Raw genomic sequence first — 19527 nt, forward strand, 5'->3', positions numbered from 1 at the left:
ACGGCCCAATGTGGAGAGAGTTTCCCGTCACCCGATCGGCTACCGAGACGGGGTGATGCGAGCGTCGGTTAACGAGGTCCGGCATACGGTCGCCATGAGGCAGGACGACAACGACGACGACCTCTTCCCGCTCGGGCACCCTGACAACCACACGCACTCGATTCAGGCACCTGCCGGCTGGAAGGACCTAACAGCCACCCTGACGTTGTTCTGTCTGAGCCTGCCGTTGCTCGTTGTCGGCTGGTTCGGCGTCGTGCTCTCGATGTTCGCCTTCGACGCGTGCAGTGCCGGGGGGTGCAACTACGCCGCCGGATCGGTCGCCTACATTGGCTTCCCGATCGCGGCCGTCGTCAGCACCATGCTCTGGGCGTCGGTTGCTGAACGCCGCCGACGTGCCCGTCGTCGCGCGTGGATCACTGGAGTAGCAGCGATCCTCACCATCGTCGCCCTGTTCGCCCTCGCTGCGACCGTCGTCCACTTTGCAGCACAGCCAAACTGAGGTGCCCAGTCATGCTGCCGGACGCAGGCATCGAGTTGCTTGCTCACGTCTCGCTGGCCGATCGGCTATCGGGACGGCGTACGCGCTTCTGGAAGGGCTATCCACTTGGCACCGCTGAGGCGTCCGTCAGTTTGGAGCAAGTCAAGGATATTCCGGTCGGTCTGGTCAAGCGGTTCCATGGTGTATAGCCGCTTGTTGCTGAGCCGGCGGTACAACGAAGCGCCTCTGAACTATGTTGGTATGTATGGACAAGGTGCGAATTGGGCTCGTTGGAGACGGCATCGGAGGACGGGCGTTCCACCGTCCGTTTCTGCTGGATGCGGCGGGCGTCGACCTTGTCGGGGTCGTCGCCCGCTCGGCGTCGAAACGTGAGCAGGTCGCGACCGATCTGCCCGAGGTGGCCGTGTATGACTCACTCAGGGACCTGATCGCTGCCGGCGTTGACGCAGTCGTAATCACCACTCCCCCGTCCACCCGCCGCGAGCTCGTTCTGCAGGCGATCGCCGGCGGAGTGGCCGTCGTCGCGGACAAGCCATTCGCTCCAGACCCAGAGACAGCGCGAGAGCTCCGTCAGGCCGCGGCCGACGCTGGCATAGCGATCACCCCCTTCCACAATCGCCGATGGGACACCGACCTCGCCACCCTCCGCAACGTGATGGACGCTGGACGCCTCGGCGCTCCACTGCGCTTCTGGTCCCGCTTCGACCTGGTGGAGCGTCACGGCATCGCTACTGGGATCGGTGGCGGCGTGCTCTCCGATATCGGGTCACACCTGGTCGACCAAGCCGTGTCGCTCTTTGGACCGATTGCCCGCGTATTTTGCACCCGGTTCGCGGCCGCCTGGCCGGCGTACCAGTCTCGGAGCTCGTGGTCGTCGAGCCGGTCGAGGAGGACGGTGATGTGGCCCCAGGGCAGTTGTCCAACAGCCTGTTGGACAATTGCATCTGCCGGCCACTCCCCCGCGAACCGGCGCATGTCGAACAGGTTCGCCCGCGAGAACCCCTTCATCTCCGGGAACTCCGCGCGCAAATCCGTCGCGAGCCGGCCGATGACGTTGCTCCCCCACCCCTCATCGCCCTGGCGCTGCAGAATGGTCGCACCGATCCCCCAGTACAGACGGACGAGTTCCATGTTCACGCGGCGCTGCGCTGTGAATCGGGCAGCGCGCACTTGTTGCTTCAGCTCGGCAAGAGCAGCGGCATATCCGGATACGGCTGGCGACGAATCAGACATCACCGCTCAGTCTGCCCGACCCGCCGATCGGGAGAAGAACGATCGAAGCGTTCTACGGGATCAGCCATGCCAGGGTGGATGTGATCCCCGAGCGAAAGGCGACCTCCCCTTGGCGCAGAAAGTCACCACGCACCTCGTCGACGACCTCACCGGCGACACCATCGAAGATGGCAAGGGCCGCACCATCACGTTCGGCTTCGACGGCGCTTACTACGAAATCGACCTCACCGACGACAACGCCGACGCGCTCCGCGAAGCGTTCTCCGACTACATCGCCGCCGCACGCAAGGTCACTAGCCGCGCTGGCCGCACCAGTGCCGGCAGCACGCAGAAGCGTGGGAACTCGGAAGAGCTCGCGAAGATCCGCGAGTGGGCGAACGCGAACGGCCACGAGGTCTCCTCCCGCGGCCGTATCAGCCAGGCCGTCCGCGACGCCTACAACGCCGCGCACTGACGCCACTCTGCCAGCGGTACAGCCGGCCACCTCGAGGGGTGGCCGGTTGTCCTGGTCCGCGCCAACATGACGTTCACAAGTCGGCACGCCGCATGAATATGTCACTTTCGTAAAGTGTTCTGTTCATACGCGTCCTTCCCGTCGCGCCTAACCCCCGCGCCCAGTCTGAGAGATGGTCTCTCGAAGGAAGGTGATCCGGTGACCCGGCAGGCTCAACGGCTACTCCTGAACGTGATCTAAGGTTCAGGTTCGCCAACTGCCAAATCCCTCCCACTGCCGAGGCGTTGCGGTTCCGCGCCTTGGCTTGTCGAAACCTCCCACCCATGCTTGTGCGAGGAGCGCTGCGGACGTCAGGCTCCCGGGGAGAAGACTATGAACATCACCAAGAGGTCGCGCCGGTTGACTTCGCTCGGGGTAGCACTCGGACTCGCCGTCGCAATCGCGGTTCCCACAATGGCTTCTGCGTCGACTGGACTCGAAGCCACACCAACGGTGAGCAACGCACCAAACACCGCCCAGTATGACGCCCAGCTCCAGGCGTTGGCCGGCACGCAGACGGAAGCGGAAATCCACCAGGTCGAGTGGTCCGGCGGCCAGGTATACCTGCTTGTCGACGGCGCAACGGGCAAGATCACAGCGGCGTACAAGCCCAACTCGCGAGTACACACCGATGCTTTGTCGTTCTCGTCACCCGGCTGCACTTCAACCAGCCTCTGCATGACAACAACCTCATCGGTGCCTTATGGCTACACCGGCACCGGATCGTTGTCCGGCCACTGGGGCCCGTTGAAGCGCTTCGCGGCGGGCGACCGCGAGGCATACATCAACTACGGAGGACATCAGTACAGCTTTCCGCCGGACGGCTTCATCGTCTTCGGAAGCCACCCGGTGACCATCACACGAATTCAACGCCTCTAAATTCTCTTAGGATGGGCGCGAGACCGGCTGCCCGGTCACGCGCCCATCTGTTCTGCTTGGTGACACCATGACACGCAATGCACCGCCTCAACCGGGCGAATCACGTTGGAGTAGCGGCCGATGATTCGACGCCTACGCAACCTGTCGCTGCGCGCGCGCCTGACGCTTGGGAGCGTAGGGGTCGCCGCGTTGGTCATCGCCGCACTGGTCATGGTAATGCGCGTTCAGGTGGACAACGTTGTCGCGAATGCAACCCGCACATTACTTCGCGCGGACGCGAGCCCGTACGTGACGGAAGTGGAACGCTCAGCGGACCCGAGTTTCCGTGCGCCAGGAAACGGACAGCTTGTGGCCGTCCTCGACCCGAGCGGCAAGCGTGTTCTTTCATCAATCGAACAGCGTTCGCTGCTGCGTAAGCTGCCCGAAATCGCGCGGTTTGACGACGGCTCCTCAACGGCGATCCAGGCCGGCTCGTCGTACCGGGTCGTCGTCGACCATCCGCAAGGCGCCTCGGGGCGTTGGACCGTAATCGCCGCAAGTGACGCTCAGGGAGAGGCGCTCATCATCGACTCGCTAACCGGCGGCGTCGTCGTCGCCGGCGTGCTGGTTCTGGCCTGTTTCGGCGGCGCGACATGGCTGTTGTCCTGCGCCGCGCTCAGGCCCGTCTCGAGGATGCGGCGCGAAGCAGAACGACTCAGCGCCGGAGAAGCCGACGCCGACCTTCCCGTCGGAGACGCCCGGGACGAACTCCAAGCTCTTGCACGCACCTTGAACGAGTTCTTGAACAGGACGCGCGACGCTGCCGCACGCGAGCGCCAGATGGTATCCGACGCGAGCCACGAACTCCGCACCCCCCTCGCCATCCTCACAACGCAACTGGAACTCGCCTCACTCGACAGGGGCGACGCCGCCGCACTCCAAGTTCACGTCAAGCAAGCGCAGCACAACGTCGCGCGACTCGCGCGACTCGCGAACGACCTCCTCACCCTCTCCCGAGCGGACGAAGCCGAACGCGTGGACTCGATGTCGCGAACGCTCACCAGTTGGGAAGAGCTCAGCGATGAAGTACTGGCAACAGTCGACCGCCTACGAATGATCGCAGCCGCAAAAAATATCACGATCGAATTCGACATCGACCCGCAAGACGGATCCGACTCGGCCGAAAATGCAACGCAGGAACCCCACGTGTTCCGACTGGATCGCCGCGGCATGAGTCAACTCATCACCAACACGGCAAGCAACGCGATCGACGCACTGCCGGAATCTGGGACGATCACAGTCGCCTGGTCGCTGGAAGACAGCTCCGCCCGGCTGACGGTCACTGATGACGGCCCCGGCGTGCCTCCGGACTTCATCGCCGTGGCGTTCGACCGATTTACCAGGCCGGACAAGGCGCGTACAGCGCGACCGACTGACGGCCAGCCGAAACTCGGAGGATCCGGACTCGGCCTCGCGATCGTCCAAGCCACAGCCCAGTTAGCCGGAGGCACTGCTTCAATGCGTAATCTCGACCCGCGCGGGCTGGAAGTCACCGTCGTGATTCCATGGATAAGCCCCGAAAAGCCCAAGATAACTAAACGAGAGCGGCGTTTTGGGCACGCAAACACCGGGAAAGCCGGCTGAAACCGTCGGCCGCACGCCACGCACCGACGTCCTCCCCCCCCCCCCCCCCCCCGGGGGGGGGGCATGCCGGCTGTCCTCGCCCGCGCTGTGGTTGGAGCGCGAGGGCAGATGGCGCCTATTACGAGATCGACCTCACCGACGACAAGGTCGACGCGCTCGGCGAAACGTTCTCCGACTTCATCGCCGCCGCACGCAAGGCCAACGGCCGCTCCGTCCGCACTACTGCTGGCAGTGCGCCGAAGCGTGGGAACTCGGAAGAGCTCGCCAAGATCCGCGACTGGGCCAACGCGAACGGCCACGAGGTCTCGTCTCGCGGTCGCATCAGCCAGGCCGTCCGCGACGCGCACGACGCCGCACACTGAGGCCTGTCCCCCAGGCGACAGCCGGCTACCCCTCGGGGCGGCCGGCTGTTCTCGTTAACTCCGAGCACACACGCTCGACCGCTCTCAACCCTTCCAACAATCCGCCAGGCTGGACCTTCCCTCAGCGGTTAGTCACCCGTGGTTCACGCAACCGACTCAGCACGGCGCGACGATCGACGTACCGGATCAACGAGTAAGGGGTTGGAAATGAGTCGTCGTTCTACTCGAGGCTTCTTCGTCTGCATCACCGTCGCGGCCGTAGCAGCGAGTATCGTCACCGCGCCGCTCACTGCGCAGGCCGACGACGCGCCAAATAGCGCGTACACCGTATACGTACCAGGGGTCACCACCGCCCAACAGAGCAACCTCAACTCGATGCTGCTGGTCTCTCCAGGATGCGGAACCGGCGCCAAGGAAGACGACATCATCCACAACTGGGAACGTCGACCAGGCAGCAGCACCACAGCGCACCTCCGCTGCGGCACGCAGGCCGAATTCGGGCTCCGCCACATCAACCACGGCCACGGTCAAGACTGGGAGAACGTGCGCAGCAAGTATGCACAGCCCGGGACTTGGGACTCGTTCATGGAAGACATCACCGTTGAGAACCTGATCTCCGCGTCAACCCGGATCGATGACGTGAACAACAAGGACGTCTACCGCGGGTACCTCTGTGTTCGGGAGAATAGCGACGGCGAAGTCATCCGCGCGTACGACACCATCATCCCCGTCGGCCGCGGCAGCAACAACATCATCACCTCCTACTTCGAGAACGGTCGAGCGAGCGACCCACACTGCTGAACCAAGGAGCGATCACGACCATGAGGGAAACCAACTTCGCTGCAATCCACCGCGAACTGTTCATCTGGTTCGCGGCCAGACGCGACATCCGAGAGGTGCGCTACAGCGATAGCATCCTGGTCTTCGCACCAACCCCTCGGATGAACGAGAACGGGTCCCCATGGCCGCGCACGGTTGATGTCTGCATACCGTCGACAGAGCTGGAGACGGCCTGGCCGAGCTTGCTGCGCGCGGCCACCAACCTCGAGCTGGGATCAATGCGTGACCTACCAGAACTCGCGGTCTTCAGCTTGCTCGACGTCCACCTAGACGAAGCCATCAACTCGATGCGAGAACCGGGCCCGAGCGGCTACCGCTACACCGCGAGCACGTTCACCCCGGCCTGAACGCGACGTCCGCCGGCCCTTCAAGATTCGCCAGGACCCTGCGACGGGCAACGCTTGAATCGATCAGCATCCGCTCTTGGCCGGTACCTCTCGGGCGCCAGCGAGTCCCTCGGTGCCGATAGCTTCCTCTTACGTCAGCTCAGGTTCACCGGCCAAATCGGAAGCTTTGAGAGCGGCGCGGGCCCCATCGATGTGGTCGTCGAACGTAATGACCTGTACGCGCGACAGATGACTATTGTAGGTCCGGAGTGTAGTAGACACATCTTTGCGCGAGGCCTCGCCAGCAACAAAGTCGCCGTGCCCGATCACGACCGTCGCTGACGATCGCCTCACATCAACTCCGAAATCCTGCGAAATCATCGGGGCGCTCTCATCAAAGGAGCGAAGATAGTTCATTGCCTGCCCAACGGCGTCATGAACTTCGGACCCGACGATATAATGATTTCTGTATTTTTTGATGAGGGCGGGTATCTGCGCCCTCTTGAGCTCTACGACGTGAAGCTATCCGTCGGCGCGGAGCAGAGGAATATCGAGTTGGTCTAGCACGTGAAAGGAGCGCCGGCCAGCCTCACCAATGTACTGCCCGCCGAACAACCACCATTGACCCTCTAAAGCCTTTTGCAAGTCGTTCTCGATACTTGTTGGATCGAGGGCGACTGCCTCCAAGCGGTCCAGCGCCGCTGACCTACTCTGATGGGTCAAAAGCGCCGTGGCGGAAGACACCGCATCGCTCCCGACCAGTGCAGCGCGAACTGCGGGCTTTTGCAGCAACTCACTCACCACCGCAACCGCGGTATCACCTTCACCGGCCAAGGCTCGCGCAAGCAACGCGGAAGCTCGATTGGGAGTGAAGTAGAACGTTCCGTCGTGGGGCAACTCAGCCGTGATTAGAGCTAGAGCTGCCTCAATCTCAGCGCCTTCGCAATTCCAAGTCTATTTGGGCTGCTCCTCGAAGTGATAACTGTCGTTGTCCGCCTTGCGGGTCCAGGTTTTAACAGTGAGCTTTTCATTAGTGATCTCGCCCGTGTCACCATCGCCATAGTGGAACAACGATGCCGTCTTCCAGGCTCTAGGGCCGCGTTTGACCTGAACATGTGTAACGCTCAGCACGCCTTGCTGGTCGATATCACTATTGAGTTGGAGCGCCAGCACTGGGTCTTCGTAAGGCGAATCGGTCATGACTCATACCGGGCCGCGGTAGCTCGAATATATTCCGCGTTTAGGTAAATATCATCCACATTCTCAATGGGGTGCTTCGTCTCGACCTTGTTCTCGTCGAACAGCCCGAGGTACTTCTGCTTCTTGCCGTTGAACCACAGGCGCGCGATGGGCTTGCGGTTGTTGTCGTCGAGCAGGACGGCGAAGTACGACTTCTGGTCGCGGTGGGCAATGCGGTCCGGCTTGACCTCGCTGCAGGCGATCGCCTTGACGATCTGGTAGCCCTCGAGTTCCTCGAGCGTGGTCTCGATTTCGGTGTCGCGATCGAGGTCGTCCTCAGCCACCGCCGCGCTCGTCATGGCCTCAGCCGGGGCTTCGGCGCCGACCGGAGCACTGTACGAAGCGCCGAGGGCGGTCTTCAACCGATCGTTGACCTGCTCGTTCAAGAACTGCTTCGATGCCTTCGCGACCAGCGTTGTGAACTGGGTACGGGCCTCCTGGGTGAAGCGACCGTCGTAGACGCGAGTTGTGAAGAGGCGCACGAAGTCCTCTTCCGGCTCACGGAACTGCGCAGCGATGGCGCGCTTGATGGACCCGACGTACTTCAGCTCCTCGGCGGCGCTGATGACCGAGTCCAGGTCGAAGACGTCCTTCGTCAGCTTGCTGAGTTCCGGCAGCAACGTCTCGTCGATGTCGGCGAGATCGAGGACGAGGAAAGGACGGTCGTCCATCTTGTTCGGAGCATCGAGGTCCGTGTAGAAGTTGTAGACCTCGCCGTTCGTGAGTACCGCGATGCGGGCGTTCGTGACGGAGAAGTACCGGAACAGCTGCGACGCGTGCTCGATCTTCAGCGGCTCCGTCGACTTCTTGCACTCGATGAGGATCTGCACCTCACCGTCGCGCATGATCGCGTAGTCGACCTTCTCACCGCGCTTCACGCCCACGTCCGCCGTGAACTCGGGTACGACCTCCAGCGGGTTGAACACGTCGTATCCGAGGATCGTCGAGATGAACGGCATGACGAACGCGTTCTTCGTCGCTTCTTCGGTCTGGATGGCCTCACGCTGGTTCTGCACCTTCGTCGCCAGCGCAGCGAGACGCTCTTCGAACTCCACTGTTCCTCCTCTGTCTAGACAGACGCTCTTGCAGATGAAGGCTCTCAGGTTCATTTGACGTCTCCACTTTGCAGGACGAGGAGTTACTCGCGACTGTCGCACCGCCCATGTAGCTCTGGGGTATACCCCAGCGCCACAGTCGCGGCTGGCTGTGCGCCTGTGGCTCTAGGGTCCCCCTCAAGCCTTCGCCACACATCTGTGCGCTGATCTAGAGCTTCAGCGGCGCAACACGGTGGCGAAGCCCGTCAGTGGAGAGCGACGTGAAGGCTTGTGCTTCGCTGCTCGCGCTCGAGGAACGGGCGAGTGCGCCTGGAATACCGGGTCGGACGCACGCTGGCCGACCACGCTGCCAAGGAGGAGGCGACCACGGTGAGGAGTCGCGCGCGCAGGAGAGTGCACCAGGGATGCACCGATGACGCTTCTCAAATGAAGAAAACCCCCGTGTGAACGGGGGTTTTCTGTGGCGGGTCGATTGCGTATCTCGTCGGAGCCTGAGTTTCCGCCGTTCGGAAGCGCCTACGAACCTGGTGTTCCCCTGCGGGGTTCCAGATTTTCCCCTGGCGTAGGTTTGCCCTGGTCAGACGTGGGTTGAGCTCCGCTCGGAGCAGCTTTGGAACACCCGAGCTCGACACGATCCGTCCTCGGCCGCGAAGCGCGAGCGCTTCCGGGCTCAATATGAAGGCGTTTCGAGCTGCTGGGAGGGGATCGGAAGCCTCAGCGAGGCCCCCGGTCGTGGCGGCAACGAGGCGCTGTCGACTCCACTACGGTGTCCACCGCTCGCTGTCTTCCCATTTCCGGCGGCGCTTGCGAGCTGGCCGAGAGGTGGAGGGCACCCATGCTCCGTCACGCCGTCGTTCGTAGCCGAGCGCGAGAAGAAGCTGTCGAGCACTCTCGTTCCGAATCCGAAGGAGTTTAGCTAGGTCAGCGACTTGCCACGCTTCTTCGCTGTCGATGAACTGCCGAATGCTCCAAGGTTGACTGAGACCGCCGTATTCGAGCACGCGGACCGCGGCGCGAACCTTCCGCAGCGTCGCTTGCTTTCGCCAGTGCCTGCGCCCGATCGCCCATGCACCGATCGCGACTGTGCCTATGTCGACGCCGTGGTCGAGCAGGAAAGTACCGACGTCCAGGAAGTATGAGCCGTCCCCTAGCCCCATCGGGGCAATCACGATGAGGCGTGTGTTCGCGCCGTTCCCGAATCGACCAGCGGATCGGTGCAAGTCACCGATCGTGAGGTCGGACATAAGCCCGCCGTCGGCGACCAATCCGCCATCGGCGCGAACGCCGTACATCAATCCGTACGCGTCCCAGTTGCGTGTCCACGGCCGCGGTTGGTCATCGGCTTCGTCCGCTTCCGGGAGGACCACGTGAAGAACCTCAGTCCCCAATCGCCCGTAGTACTGCACCGTTTCGATCGAGGTGTCAGCCTCACTAAGCGCCTTCACGACCGCGTCATGCACTCGTACGTCGCCACCCTGAACACGCCACTTCGGCATGGTGGCGATGGACTGTTCCATAGCCCAATCCATCTCGGAGGCTCGGGGCTCAGAGAAGATATAGACGTCAAGAAATGGTTCTTCACCAACGGTCATTTTAACGCTTCCCTCTCCTCGTCGGCGGCTCGAGGAGCGCCAGCATGTCCAGCTCATCTTCCAAGCATTGAGCGAGCCAAATCATGCGTTGAAATAGTCGGCAAAAAACGTCTTCCAGACGAATCCCCAAGCAACCGCAGTCAAAGTGAGGGTGATGATTGCAAGCATTCCACCTCGTGCCATCAGGTCCGCCATTCGGCAGATACGGTAGAACAGGGGATGTGCGGCAATGAGTCGAGCCACACGCTCTTGAGACGTCCGGTCGAGGTAACGAAGGTTGGCGTGGTACGCGAAATAGTCGGTGAACAGTGTCGCCTTCATCAGGCTCTGCAGCACCTTGAGCCCCGGAACATCCGACGCCTGCACCGGAGGCTGATCGGGGCGGCCAGAGTCTTTTTCTGACTCTTCCATCTCCGTCGCATCCGCACTGATGCTGCGGAGCTCTCGGAGATCCTCCTCGGTGGGTTCGCGAGCAACACCGTCCCCGCTCATGGCGCCCGCTCCGTCGCCGCGCCTTACGCTCATGCAGCCAGGTGGAGGTTCTTCAACCGGAAGTTCATCGCGTCAAGAGACACATTGAAGCGGCGAGCAAGTTCGATCGATCCGAGACCAAGTCCGTGGAGCCGCTGCACGTCAGCCTCCGGCATGAGCAGTTCAGCCGCAAACTGGTTCGCGAAGATCTCCTCACTGTTCGTTCCGCACGCGGACAACGAGTCGCGGCGGTGAACGAACACCTTGGCGTCGCCGCCTGGCTGATCCTCGACTGCGAAGTAGTGGCCGAGTTCGTGCGCAGTGGTGAAGCGCTGTCGGACTGGCGCGTGCTCGCTGTTCAGGTAGATGTCAGTGCCACCCTGGGGATCGAGGCGCGACACCATGCCGGACAGCGTGGGGACGAGGCGGGCCGAGTAGACGTTGATACCGAGGGACCGAGCAATACGCACCGGATCGACGGGCAGGTCGGGCGCGTTAGGGTCTGAAACTCTGAACGACTCAAGGACTCGCCGTGCTGCTTGGGCTGCCGACTGTCGCCTGGTCATCGAGTACTCCTCCCTCAAGTCCTTGTCCGTCGCTGAGCGAAGTGTAGCGAGGGGCGCCGACGGTGCCCTCATGGGTCAAGAATGCCGCACCCAGTAGGAACATTCCGTCAGTGACGCGCCTCCGGTCGATCCGGGCCGCTTGATGTCGGTGCTTATGCGGCGAGTGGCCGGGCTCCTGCACGCGCACTGGGCCGCGATACACATCGTTCTACTTCAGCGGGAACGCCGAACGCGAGTCCGGTCGGACAACCCGTCGGTCTGCTAACCAGAATCGCCGGTGCGGTCTGCAACCGCCCGGGCTGTCCGTGACGGGCGTCCGCTCGGTTGAACCGCCCGAGAGGCCGTCTGCCCTGCGCTGACCGGCGACGCCGCGCTCAGCGCGCCTGTTGCCCTGCAACACACGCGTTGACGCTGCCGGCGGTGACCGTCAAGCCTCCGCGCAAGCATCCTCTGTGTTCGACGCGACTCAGCTCGATACCCCTTCTCTGGGGTGACGGGCAGCGCCAACGACCGGCTCCTTGCTCGTAGCGTTGCGTGAGCGCCGTCTCTCACCGGCGGCGCATCTCGTCTTACAAGGAGTGATGTCGTGGGTCTCTGGAACTGGCTACGCGGACGACGGAGCCGCACCCTCGTTCAGGGTCCGGCCGCTCCGCATGGCCCGGCTTCAAGCCCGAGTCAGAAGATGCCCGCCTTCGCCGTCATCGACGTGGAAACGACGGGCCTGTCACCGCAGCGCGATCGGATCCTCGAGCTCGCCATCGTTCGGCTTGATGAGTCGGGCGCCGTGGTCGACGAGTGGGTTTCCCGGTTTGACCCTGAGGGTCTTGTCGGTGCGACCCATATTCATGGCATCACGCAGGCGGATGTTGTCGGGCAACCGCGGTTCGCTGACGTTGCGCCGACGGTCATGACAGCACTGTCGGGGCTCGCGGTAGTGGCGCACAACGCGAAGTTCGACTTGGCGTTCCTTCGCAACGAGTTGAAGGCAGCGGGGTGGAGTGTTCCGTGGATCGCGGCGTACTGCACGTTGGACGCCAGCTACGCATACCTGCCGGACATGGACCGACGCCGACTCGTCGACTGCTGCTGGGCGGTTGGGGTGCGGCTCGAGGATGCGCATTCGGCACTAGGGGATGCCCGAGCGGCAGCCGGTCTGCTCGGTGCGTATGTGACGGTGAACGGCGGTCCGGACCCGATTCTGCTGGAAGCGCTAGCCGCAGCTCGAAGCACTGACTGGCCGGGATCGCCGGTACGCCAGCCGCTGACGGCGGAGCAACGCGCTGCCGGCGGCAGTGTCCGTGCTCGTCCGATGCGAATCACCCCGCCGAGGCCGTCCACGCCGCCGCTGCTGCAGCAATTGACGGCACTATCGCTTCTCGAAGTCATCGAAGAGGGCGCACCCGTCGGCACCACCGCGTATGTGGAGATGCTGTTCGACGCGCTCGAGGACGGCGACATCAGCGAGACGGAAGCAGAGGCGCTGCAGGAACTGGTCGCCGAGTTCGAACTGTCCGCGTCGGACGTGCACGCAGCTCACGAAGCGTTCCTTCTTGCACTGGCGCATCGGGCCGTCGACGACGGGCGTGTTTCGCACGAGGAGCGTCGTGAGTTGAAGAGCGTCGCGTCACTGCTCGGTGTTGCGGACACGAAGGTGAAGCAGGTCCTCGACCGGGCAGACGCCGCCCGTCACGCCCGACTTGGTGCCGGGCTCGGGCCGCTTCCAGACCCGTGGCCGCACGGTGAGCCGTTGCGGGTCGGTGACCGGGTCGCATTCACCGGCTGCGACGAAACGCAGCGCCTCCGCCTCGAACGACGAGCCGAGGAACTCGGTGTCCGGGTGATCAGCTCCGTATCCCGACTCACGGTGATGCTCGTCACCGACGGGTCGTTCTCCGGCGGGAAGCTCGCGAAATCTCAGGAGCTCGGCACCCGGCACGTGCATCCGGATATCTTCGACGTGTTGCTGCAGCATCTGCAGCCGGCAGCAGGACACCCCGTGCTCGCGGCGCCTGTGCCCGTGCGGGCGGTGACGGCCGCTACGCCGACGTCTCCAGGGGCAGCCTCACCGTCGTCCATCCGTGCCTGGGCGGCTGTTTCTGGGTATGAAGTGGGCGTTCGGGGGCGCCTTCCGAAGCATGTCACCGACGCGTACGCGGCCGCGCACGGGTAGGCGTGTGGCCTGCCAGCAGAGGAGTCCGTTACAGCCGCTCCGCGACCGACAACGACGATATCGGTCGACTCCACAACATCGATCCGGTGGCCACGCGGTACTGCTGGACGGCAGGAGCGGAAGGTAACCACGATGGTCCTACCGGCAGCCAGGGAAGCTTCCGGAGCCACTGACGGGTGGGTCGCGTTCGGCGTTCACCGTGCGGCCTTCCGGCGATTTAGTCGTCGCATTGGCGGCAAACCGCGATTGGGGCAGGTCGTGACGTTGTGGGGTTACGGCGCCGGCCGCCACATCGGCGGCTTCCCGGCCCCAACCCACCAGTCCTTTGATCCGATGCCAGCGTCTGGTCGATACCGAGCCAGGGAAGCCGGCTTCGGGAGGGCACGACGCCCCGCCGTGATCACGCCGCGACGCAGCGTGCGCAGCGCCGCCTCCTCCCAGCGGAGCTCCCTGTCTCGTTTCGCGTGGCGGCGCTTCTTCAGGGCGTAGTAGTCGCGAATCAGCACCAAGCGGTGCCTGCGGTATCGGCGCAGCTCGACCGCGAGAAGCAGCGTCTGCATCGAGTTTCTTTGACGCTTCTTCCCGAGGAGCAGCAGGAACGGGATCAGCACGGTGAGGACTACGGCCACCTTGAACGGCACCGCTTGCGGATCCGCTGGGGCGGCCGTGAGGGCGACCGCAGGTGCCACCGTTGTGAGGGAGACGGTGATCCAGGCGACAGCGATGAGGAATCGGGGCGTTGCCGGCCCGTTGACTGTGGCGATGAGCAAGCTGACCCAGAACGTGCCCCACGCGGCTACGGCGAGTGCCCACCCGAATATTGGGGCGAGGGAGACGCCGATACCGCCGGGGAAGGCCACGGCGAGCATGCCGGTGCCGACCGATGCGGACACGATGATGGCCGCTGACGTGAGAGCCGTCAGGCGGCCATACGGGGCCCGGCGGAAGTGGGGGTGCGATTGGAGGACCGCTGCTCGTCGATGCAGCGCCCAGGACGTGATGATGAGGTCGTTCTTGGTTCGGCGGCGCTGCCGTTTCCTTCCAAAGGTGATGTCAGCGTTGATCGCTTGCGCGAGTCCGAATGCCATAGCGGCGAGGACGATGACGAACCACACTCGTCCGGCGCTCTTGCCGTCGTGGATTGTGCCGATGAAGGTGAAGACGGCGGTGCTGATGACCACCCCGGCAAGGAAGTGCCCTGCGGCGGCAGAACCCACGGTGACACTGGTTTGGTTGCGGACGTCCGGCACCGGCGCGATCACTCTGGCGATGAACAGTGCGCTGAGGAGCCCGAGGGCGGTCCCCTGGAACGCGACCGCCCCCGGCTCCAACTGAGCCCCGAATTCGACCACGGCTGAGCCGATGGAGTCGTTTTCCGGTCCGAATGCGATCACAATCGGGACCCACGTGATGTACAGCAGGGTCACCGTCATGATGACGGTCATCATCGGACCGGTCATGCCCGTGCTTACTCGCCGTCGAAGTGGTCGTGGTCGCGTATCTCGGTGGTCTTGCACGAGCAGCACCGTAGCGGTCTGATCAGACGTAGAGAGCAAAATGGTGTCCGGTACGACGTTCTGCCATGCTGGTTGACCACCCTTCGACCGCAAGGAGCATCTCATGGCGCAGAAAGTCACCACTCACCTAGTCGACGACCTTTCGGGAGACACCATCGGAGACGGCGAGGGGCGAACGGTCACGTTCGCGTTCGACGGGAGCTCCTACGAGATTGACCTCTCCGACGACAACTTTGACAAGTTCCGTGAGACCATCTCTGACTACATTGCAGCTGGCCGCAAGGTTTCGGGTCGCTCCAGCCGCAGCGCTTCCGCCGGGTCGAAGAACCGCAGCGACCCGAACGAGCTTGCGAAGATCCGCGTATGGGCGATGGCGAACGGCCACGAAGTTGCAGCCCGTGGCCGAATCAGCCAGCAGGTCCGCGACGCATACGCCGCAGCGAGCTGAGGGACGATCCCGTCGGAACCTTCCGAAGTGACCCACGTGCGGGATTTGCGGAATGCGTTGCCGTAAACTTCGCAACCCCTTTGGTTGACGGTGCATGCCGTTCGTCGCCGCCGCTCAGCGCGGACCTGTGGGCTGAGCGGCTGACGACTCTCGCGGTGGCTGACGACTCCGGGGCCCTTCTGATTCCGACCCCGCTGCTCGCACTGCCCGCAGCGTCTGTCGCGGATGATACGGAAGCGATGGGACGGCTGCAGCGGTGGGTTCGGAGCGGGTCCCCGCAACCGCCGTCGCGGGAGACGCCGCTGACTGCAGTCGACGCGAGTCTGCAAGGGGTTGTCCGGCTGGACGCGCTCCTGCACTACCTCGCGAACCCGACTCTGCTCTTCGGAGCGGCAGAGTCATCGTGGGGGGCGAAGGGGCCACTCGGAGTGCAACTCGATGATGGACGCGTCGTTCTCGTCGACGGGAACCACCGATGGGTGGCTGCACTGCTCGCTGGCCGGCCGACTTTGCTCATGCAGGTGCTGCGCTGACGTGTCGACCGAGGGCTGTGAAGCAGCTGAAGCCCACGATCACGGCCATTGAGCAGCAAGCTGACGCTGTCGTGCAGACCGACCCCGAGTCGGAGCGGCACACGTATTCGATGTCACTGCGCTGCGTCTAGGCAACGTTCGACCAGGTGGTCGGCGCAGCCGGAGGATGCGGCGTGGACCGGCGTCGGGGCCGGGCGACGAAGCTTGATGCCGAACCCGGCGTCCGTCGCGCCTTCTCCGCATGAACCTGAGCGGGTGCTTGCCCCAGCGCCTCTCAGGCCGCCTTCTTGAACTTCCCGGTGCGCTTCTTCCGCGGCTGCGGTTCACGGTCCTTCCACATGCGCAGGGTCGCCGCATTCCGAACGTCTTGCGCGCACCGAAGGCAGTTGCTTGGGGTGTTGTTCGAGAGGTGGTTTGTGGGCCGCTGCGAGAACGGACCGTGGTCACGGCAGATGATGACGACCGGCGTGTGCTGGTCGACGTAGATGACGTCGCGGTAGTCGTAGCGGTCACCGTGAATGCTGCGCGCGCGTTCGATGAACTGCTCGCGGCGTGCCATGGGACGAGACCCTCGGCGTCCGGAGCAATCGGGGCATCGTTGGCCACGTCGATGCTCGTTGGGTGTCTGCGTAAAGTCCCCGTGGTCGGGGCAGCCGATGGTGACCTTCGTGTGTGCGTTGACGAACTCGGCTGTCACCTGGTCGTAGTCGTACTTGCCGTCGTGTCGGAGCGTAGCCGTCGCGATGAAGGCGGCGGCGCGGTCGGCGAGAGCAGCGTGGGGCATGGGAAGACCTTTCCGGTAGTGGTCTTCCCTCTATGCGCGGACTGAGCTCGCTGCTGTGCGCTCGGGCTCCAACTCTCGCGCCGGCCAGGCTGGCAACAGTTGCTGGCCCGACCGACCCGCCCGCTATGCCGCCCGGTCCGTCCCACGTTGCATGGTCCGCCGCATCTACCTATGCAGCCCGGAACGGCGCTCCTGGCGAGTCTCGGCGGCACGGTGCGCCAGAGACCCTCGAGCGCGGGCTCGCTTCCCTTCTCACCCTTGTTCACACGAGGTACGGCTACAGAGCTGACCAGGTATTTATATGTGCCCTGGATCTATCTACTACTACTACCTACACATGTAGTAGTAGTAAAAGTAAGTAAGTAAGTAAGACAGACCCCTAGAACGGGCCCGGATCGCACTGTGGCTGCGGATCGTGCTGACTCCTTGGACGACTTAACTGCTGTGATCGACGCAAGCGTTTGGGAGGCAAACAGCTGCCGGGGCGGGCAGCTGGGGCGGTGAACGTCTTGTCACCATTTGTCACTGTTGCTGTGCAGGGCGGATTACCTCGCTGTGCCCACGTGCGCGGAGGATCATCACTGCCTCGGTGAGGGCCGCGGCGACGTCGACCGTGTCGTCGAAGTCCAGTGGCAGCGCTGCGCCATTCCAGGCACGCACCGTGACGATGCCGAGTGCGCTGATCTCCACGTGGAGGTCATCTGTGATGACTGCGACGGTGACGCCGTCGGCGTCGTCGTGATCGAACCAGGAGCGATCGGTCTGGTCTGCCATGAGCGGTTCCTTCCGAGCCGCGCGGTGCGGCATCAGCTGCTGTATGCGCGGACCGTCAGCGTTTCTGGTGAAGCGAAGTCGGCTCTCGACAACCACGGAGGTGCGCATTACTATGAGCAGACTTGGGATGGAGGTCGCAGTGAGCAGTGATTCCGCATCGCCGCCAGAGCGGTCCGCACCTGAACAGGAGGCGTTCCGCGAGCGTCACCACGCTGGAGCAATCAGGTGGGCGAAGATCCCGTTCGAGCGCCTCCGTGAAGGCCTCCCTCCCGGGTTGCAGGACCTGTATGCCGACGTCCCCGATGGTCATACGGTCGTCCCTGCCCTGAGGATGGGTATTGGCACACTCGTCGTTCAACGGTGGGATGCGTCCTACGAAGCCGCAGGGTGGACGCTCTACGGTGCGGACCTGACGCTGGACATGGGGCATCCGTTCGGTGCGCTCTTCTACCGCAATGACAACGACGGCCGGGTCCTCCGCATCGGCGTGAAGTGGCACCCACCGGTACAGCAGCTCGAATTCCCGGCGCTGCATCCGTCGAAACCAGAGCTCAGCAGGGACTGCTCCGACGAGGAGATAGAGGCCGTCGTGTTGGATGCGCGGAGTCGGATCGGGACGCTTGTCGCGGTCAACGCGCAGATTGGCTCGTTTGTCGCTACCGAAGAGAGCGAGACCGCGATCCTCGACGCGTCTGGTCTTGGCCTGGAGCGGCTTGCGGAAGATGACCCACGGTTGGCTGGCCGTGCCTAACGTCGTCTCGACCCGCACACCGGCCGTGCCACGGGACTGCTCGTGAGCGACCGGCAGTGGGTGCAGGACATCCGCCACGAGCAGTCGATCCTGTCGTTGCCGTTCGGGTTGGGGTGGACGATCGACATCACTCACACACTGACCGCATTGGCCGCGGCCGGCATGCCGGCGAAGGTGGAGGCGTTTGATCGGCTTCGGTTCGAGGACGGGCGGACTGGGTTCCTGTCGACACCGGACCCGACGACCACCATCGCTGATGGTGCACCGGACAGTCGCGACGCGGATCTGATCGTCTTGCCGGGCGGGTCGGAAGGCGGTGTGCTGTCCCTGGCGCGGCGGTATCCGGACCTGGTGGTGGTGAATGGGAAACGCCAACGTGTGTGGGCGGACGGCCGGCAGGTGTCCGGGTCGTCGATGCAGCGGGACGCGACGCCGGGCTGGCGGAACGTGTTCGCCATCGCCCGCACCATCACCGTCGACGGCGGTGGTACCAACGAGATCGCAGCGCGTACCGGGCTGCCGGTGGAGCAGGTTCGCGCAGCGCTGCTGACGCTCGGCGAGCACGTGGTCCACACGCCCCTCGGGTGGGAAGCCCGCGACCGGTCCGCTCTCGCGGACTGGGTCCTGGCGGCGTATCCGGGTGCGGGCGGGATCCGCACCTGCTGGAAGCGCGCCGCGCCCCTCGACGAGCAGGCGGATGAGCTCATCGGACTGGGCGGGGTGATGTCGGACCGGTGGGCGGCACACCAGTCGTGGGCTGAGGTTCCGCCGAACAGGCTGACGGCGTTCTTCGAAACCCATCCAGACATGGTCGCGCTCGGCTACGAACCCGCCGGCGTGGACGAAGCAACGGTGAAGGTCCTCGTCCCGCAGGACACGACGATCCTCGCGCCGTCGAGCGCTGGGTGCTGCACTGATGAGTTCATCACCGCGTCGCTGATCTGGCAGGACGGGTACACGGACGCGCACACGGATGCGGTGAACGGGTTGCGGCAGCTGCTGCACTTCCGCGCCGACACCGCTCATGACCTCCGCTGGATGCACGTCCAATGACGAACCCTCCGAACGAGAGCCGTCCCGTGGTGTTGCGGCTGGTGTCCCTGACGTTGGCCTTCGACGACGCCCGGTTCTTCGGCGCCACCATCTTCGCGCAGGCGAACGATCCCGACCGGCCGTGGGCGACGGTCCTGGTCGACCACGCGGACGAGGAGCCCTGGTTCCGCCTCACCACCACCGACCCGACTGGGAGCGACGTATCGGATGCGGCGATGGCGGAAACGGACCGGCTGATGCGGTTCGTCCTCACTGAGCAGCCGGAACGCATCGGCCGAACCCGACCCACCCCACCGGCGAACTGACCCGCACCCAGGTC

21 protein-coding genes and 3 pseudogenes are annotated in these 19527 nt (G+C 63.8%); 14 read left to right on the plus strand and 10 right to left on the minus strand.

Translation table 11 applies throughout. The annotated features are described in order from the left end of the window. The first annotated feature begins 52 nt into the window (after positions 1-52). The 3 genes and pseudogenes from HQQ79_RS02615 to HQQ79_RS19080 form a co-directional block, all read left to right on the plus strand. On the plus strand, positions 53-499 hold the full coding sequence (locus HQQ79_RS02615; RefSeq protein WP_173032394.1) for a hypothetical protein: 447 nt from the start codon (positions 53-55) through the stop codon (positions 497-499). A gap of 11 nt (positions 500-510) precedes the next feature. Beyond that, positions 511-687, plus strand: coding sequence for a hypothetical protein (locus tag HQQ79_RS02620; RefSeq protein WP_173032395.1), 177 nt, complete (start codon positions 511-513; stop codon positions 685-687). A gap of 56 nt (positions 688-743) precedes the next feature. After that, positions 744-1037 (plus strand): annotated as a pseudogene (locus tag HQQ79_RS19080) (Gfo/Idh/MocA family protein); the annotation flags it as partial. Positions 1038-1333: 296 nt separating this feature from the next. Here HQQ79_RS19080 and HQQ79_RS02630 read toward each other — a convergent pair. Next, positions 1334-1636: pseudogene (locus HQQ79_RS02630) on the minus strand (DUF1016 N-terminal domain-containing protein); the annotation flags it as partial. Between the two features lie 205 nt (positions 1637-1841). On the opposite strand from HQQ79_RS02630, the gene HQQ79_RS02635 reads away from it, so the two are divergent. The 6 genes from HQQ79_RS02635 (at position 1842) to HQQ79_RS02660 (ending at position 6276) form a co-directional block, all read left to right on the plus strand. After that, the gene (locus tag HQQ79_RS02635) at positions 1842-2186 is read left to right on the plus strand and encodes an Lsr2 family protein (RefSeq protein WP_173033078.1); all 345 of its coding nucleotides are present in this window, start codon (positions 1842-1844) and stop codon (positions 2184-2186) included. 372 nt (positions 2187-2558) lie between these two features. Further along, positions 2559-3104: a hypothetical protein gene (locus HQQ79_RS02640; protein ID WP_173032396.1), complete on the plus strand. Its 546-nt coding sequence runs from the start codon at positions 2559-2561 to the stop codon at positions 3102-3104. Positions 3105-3293: 189 nt separating this feature from the next. Continuing rightward, the gene (locus tag HQQ79_RS02645) at positions 3294-4727 is read left to right on the plus strand and encodes a cell wall metabolism sensor histidine kinase WalK (protein WP_254066056.1); all 1434 of its coding nucleotides are present in this window, start codon (positions 3294-3296) and stop codon (positions 4725-4727) included. Beyond that, positions 4724-5089 carry an Lsr2 family protein gene (locus tag HQQ79_RS02650; RefSeq protein WP_254066126.1) on the plus strand — a complete coding sequence of 122 codons (366 nt, stop codon included), beginning with the start codon at positions 4724-4726 and terminating at the stop codon, positions 5087-5089. Before HQQ79_RS02645 ends, HQQ79_RS02650 begins: the two co-directional genes overlap by 4 nt. A gap of 207 nt (positions 5090-5296) precedes the next feature. After that, positions 5297-5890 (plus strand): hypothetical protein, encoded by a 594-nt coding sequence (locus tag HQQ79_RS02655; protein WP_173032398.1) that lies wholly within the window; start codon positions 5297-5299, stop codon positions 5888-5890. A gap of 20 nt (positions 5891-5910) precedes the next feature. Further along, a complete protein-coding gene (locus HQQ79_RS02660; RefSeq protein ID WP_173032399.1) occupies positions 5911-6276 on the plus strand; it encodes a hypothetical protein in 366 nt (121 codons plus the stop codon). 129 nt (positions 6277-6405) lie between these two features. Here HQQ79_RS02660 and HQQ79_RS19085 read toward each other — a convergent pair. The 6 genes and pseudogenes from HQQ79_RS19085 to HQQ79_RS02690 all read right to left on the minus strand — a co-directional run. Continuing rightward, a pseudogene (locus HQQ79_RS19085) lies at positions 6406-6762 on the minus strand (Shedu anti-phage system protein SduA domain-containing protein); the annotation flags it as partial. Between the two features lie 447 nt (positions 6763-7209). After that, positions 7210-7455: a hypothetical protein gene (locus HQQ79_RS02670; RefSeq protein WP_173032400.1), complete on the minus strand. Its 246-nt coding sequence runs from the start codon at positions 7453-7455 to the stop codon at positions 7210-7212. Then, the gene (locus HQQ79_RS02675) at positions 7452-8549 is read right to left on the minus strand and encodes a type I restriction endonuclease (RefSeq protein WP_173032401.1); all 1098 of its coding nucleotides are present in this window, start codon (positions 8547-8549) and stop codon (positions 7452-7454) included. Before HQQ79_RS02675 ends, HQQ79_RS02670 begins: the two co-directional genes overlap by 4 nt. 761 nt (positions 8550-9310) lie before the next feature. Then, a complete protein-coding gene (locus HQQ79_RS02680) occupies positions 9311-10066 on the minus strand; it encodes a hypothetical protein (protein WP_173032402.1) in 756 nt (251 codons plus the stop codon). 156 nt (positions 10067-10222) lie between these two features. Further along, positions 10223-10633 (minus strand): hypothetical protein, encoded by a 411-nt coding sequence (locus HQQ79_RS02685; protein ID WP_173032403.1) that lies wholly within the window; start codon positions 10631-10633, stop codon positions 10223-10225. 29 nt (positions 10634-10662) lie between these two features. Further along, complete coding sequence (locus HQQ79_RS02690; protein WP_173032404.1) at positions 10663-11178, minus strand: ImmA/IrrE family metallo-endopeptidase; 516 nt, start codon at positions 11176-11178, stop codon at positions 10663-10665. Between the two features lie 682 nt (positions 11179-11860). Between HQQ79_RS02690 and HQQ79_RS02695 the strand changes: the two genes are divergently transcribed. Then, a complete protein-coding gene (locus tag HQQ79_RS02695) occupies positions 11861-13348 on the plus strand; it encodes a histone-like nucleoid-structuring protein Lsr2 (RefSeq protein ID WP_173032405.1) in 1488 nt (495 codons plus the stop codon). Between the two features lie 272 nt (positions 13349-13620). On the opposite strand, the gene HQQ79_RS02700 is transcribed toward HQQ79_RS02695, so the two are convergent. Beyond that, positions 13621-14808: a hypothetical protein gene (locus tag HQQ79_RS02700; protein ID WP_173032406.1), complete on the minus strand. Its 1188-nt coding sequence runs from the start codon at positions 14806-14808 to the stop codon at positions 13621-13623. A gap of 160 nt (positions 14809-14968) precedes the next feature. Here HQQ79_RS02700 and HQQ79_RS02705 point away from each other — a divergent pair, with 160 nt between their 5' ends. Beyond that, positions 14969-15313: an Lsr2 family protein gene (locus HQQ79_RS02705; protein WP_173032407.1), complete on the plus strand. Its 345-nt coding sequence runs from the start codon at positions 14969-14971 to the stop codon at positions 15311-15313. Positions 15314-16120: 807 nt separating this feature from the next. On the opposite strand, the gene HQQ79_RS02710 is transcribed toward HQQ79_RS02705, so the two are convergent. Both HQQ79_RS02710 and HQQ79_RS02715 read right to left on the minus strand, forming a co-directional pair. Further along, on the minus strand, positions 16121-16630 hold the full coding sequence (locus tag HQQ79_RS02710; RefSeq protein WP_173032408.1) for a hypothetical protein: 510 nt from the start codon (positions 16628-16630) through the stop codon (positions 16121-16123). 522 nt (positions 16631-17152) lie between these two features. Further along, complete coding sequence (locus tag HQQ79_RS02715; RefSeq protein ID WP_173032409.1) at positions 17153-17404, minus strand: hypothetical protein; 252 nt, start codon at positions 17402-17404, stop codon at positions 17153-17155. Between the two features lie 139 nt (positions 17405-17543). On the opposite strand from HQQ79_RS02715, the gene HQQ79_RS02720 reads away from it, so the two are divergent. Genes HQQ79_RS02720 through HQQ79_RS02730 form a run of 3 tightly spaced genes read left to right on the plus strand, consistent with a single transcriptional unit; the run spans position 17544 to position 19513 of the window. Further along, positions 17544-18155, plus strand: coding sequence for a hypothetical protein (locus tag HQQ79_RS02720; RefSeq protein WP_173032410.1), 612 nt, complete (start codon positions 17544-17546; stop codon positions 18153-18155). Between the two features lie 42 nt (positions 18156-18197). Further along, on the plus strand, positions 18198-19208 hold the full coding sequence (locus HQQ79_RS02725) for a hypothetical protein (protein WP_173032411.1): 1011 nt from the start codon (positions 18198-18200) through the stop codon (positions 19206-19208). Continuing rightward, positions 19205-19513 carry a hypothetical protein gene (locus HQQ79_RS02730; protein WP_173032412.1) on the plus strand — a complete coding sequence of 103 codons (309 nt, stop codon included), beginning with the start codon at positions 19205-19207 and terminating at the stop codon, positions 19511-19513. Before HQQ79_RS02725 ends, HQQ79_RS02730 begins: the two co-directional genes overlap by 4 nt. The last annotated feature ends 14 nt before the right edge of the window (positions 19514-19527 follow it).

It is taken from the genome of Curtobacterium sp. VKM Ac-2852, from assembly GCF_013205045.1.
GTDB classification, from domain to species: Bacteria; Actinomycetota; Actinomycetes; order Actinomycetales; family Microbacteriaceae; genus Curtobacterium; species Curtobacterium flaccumfaciens.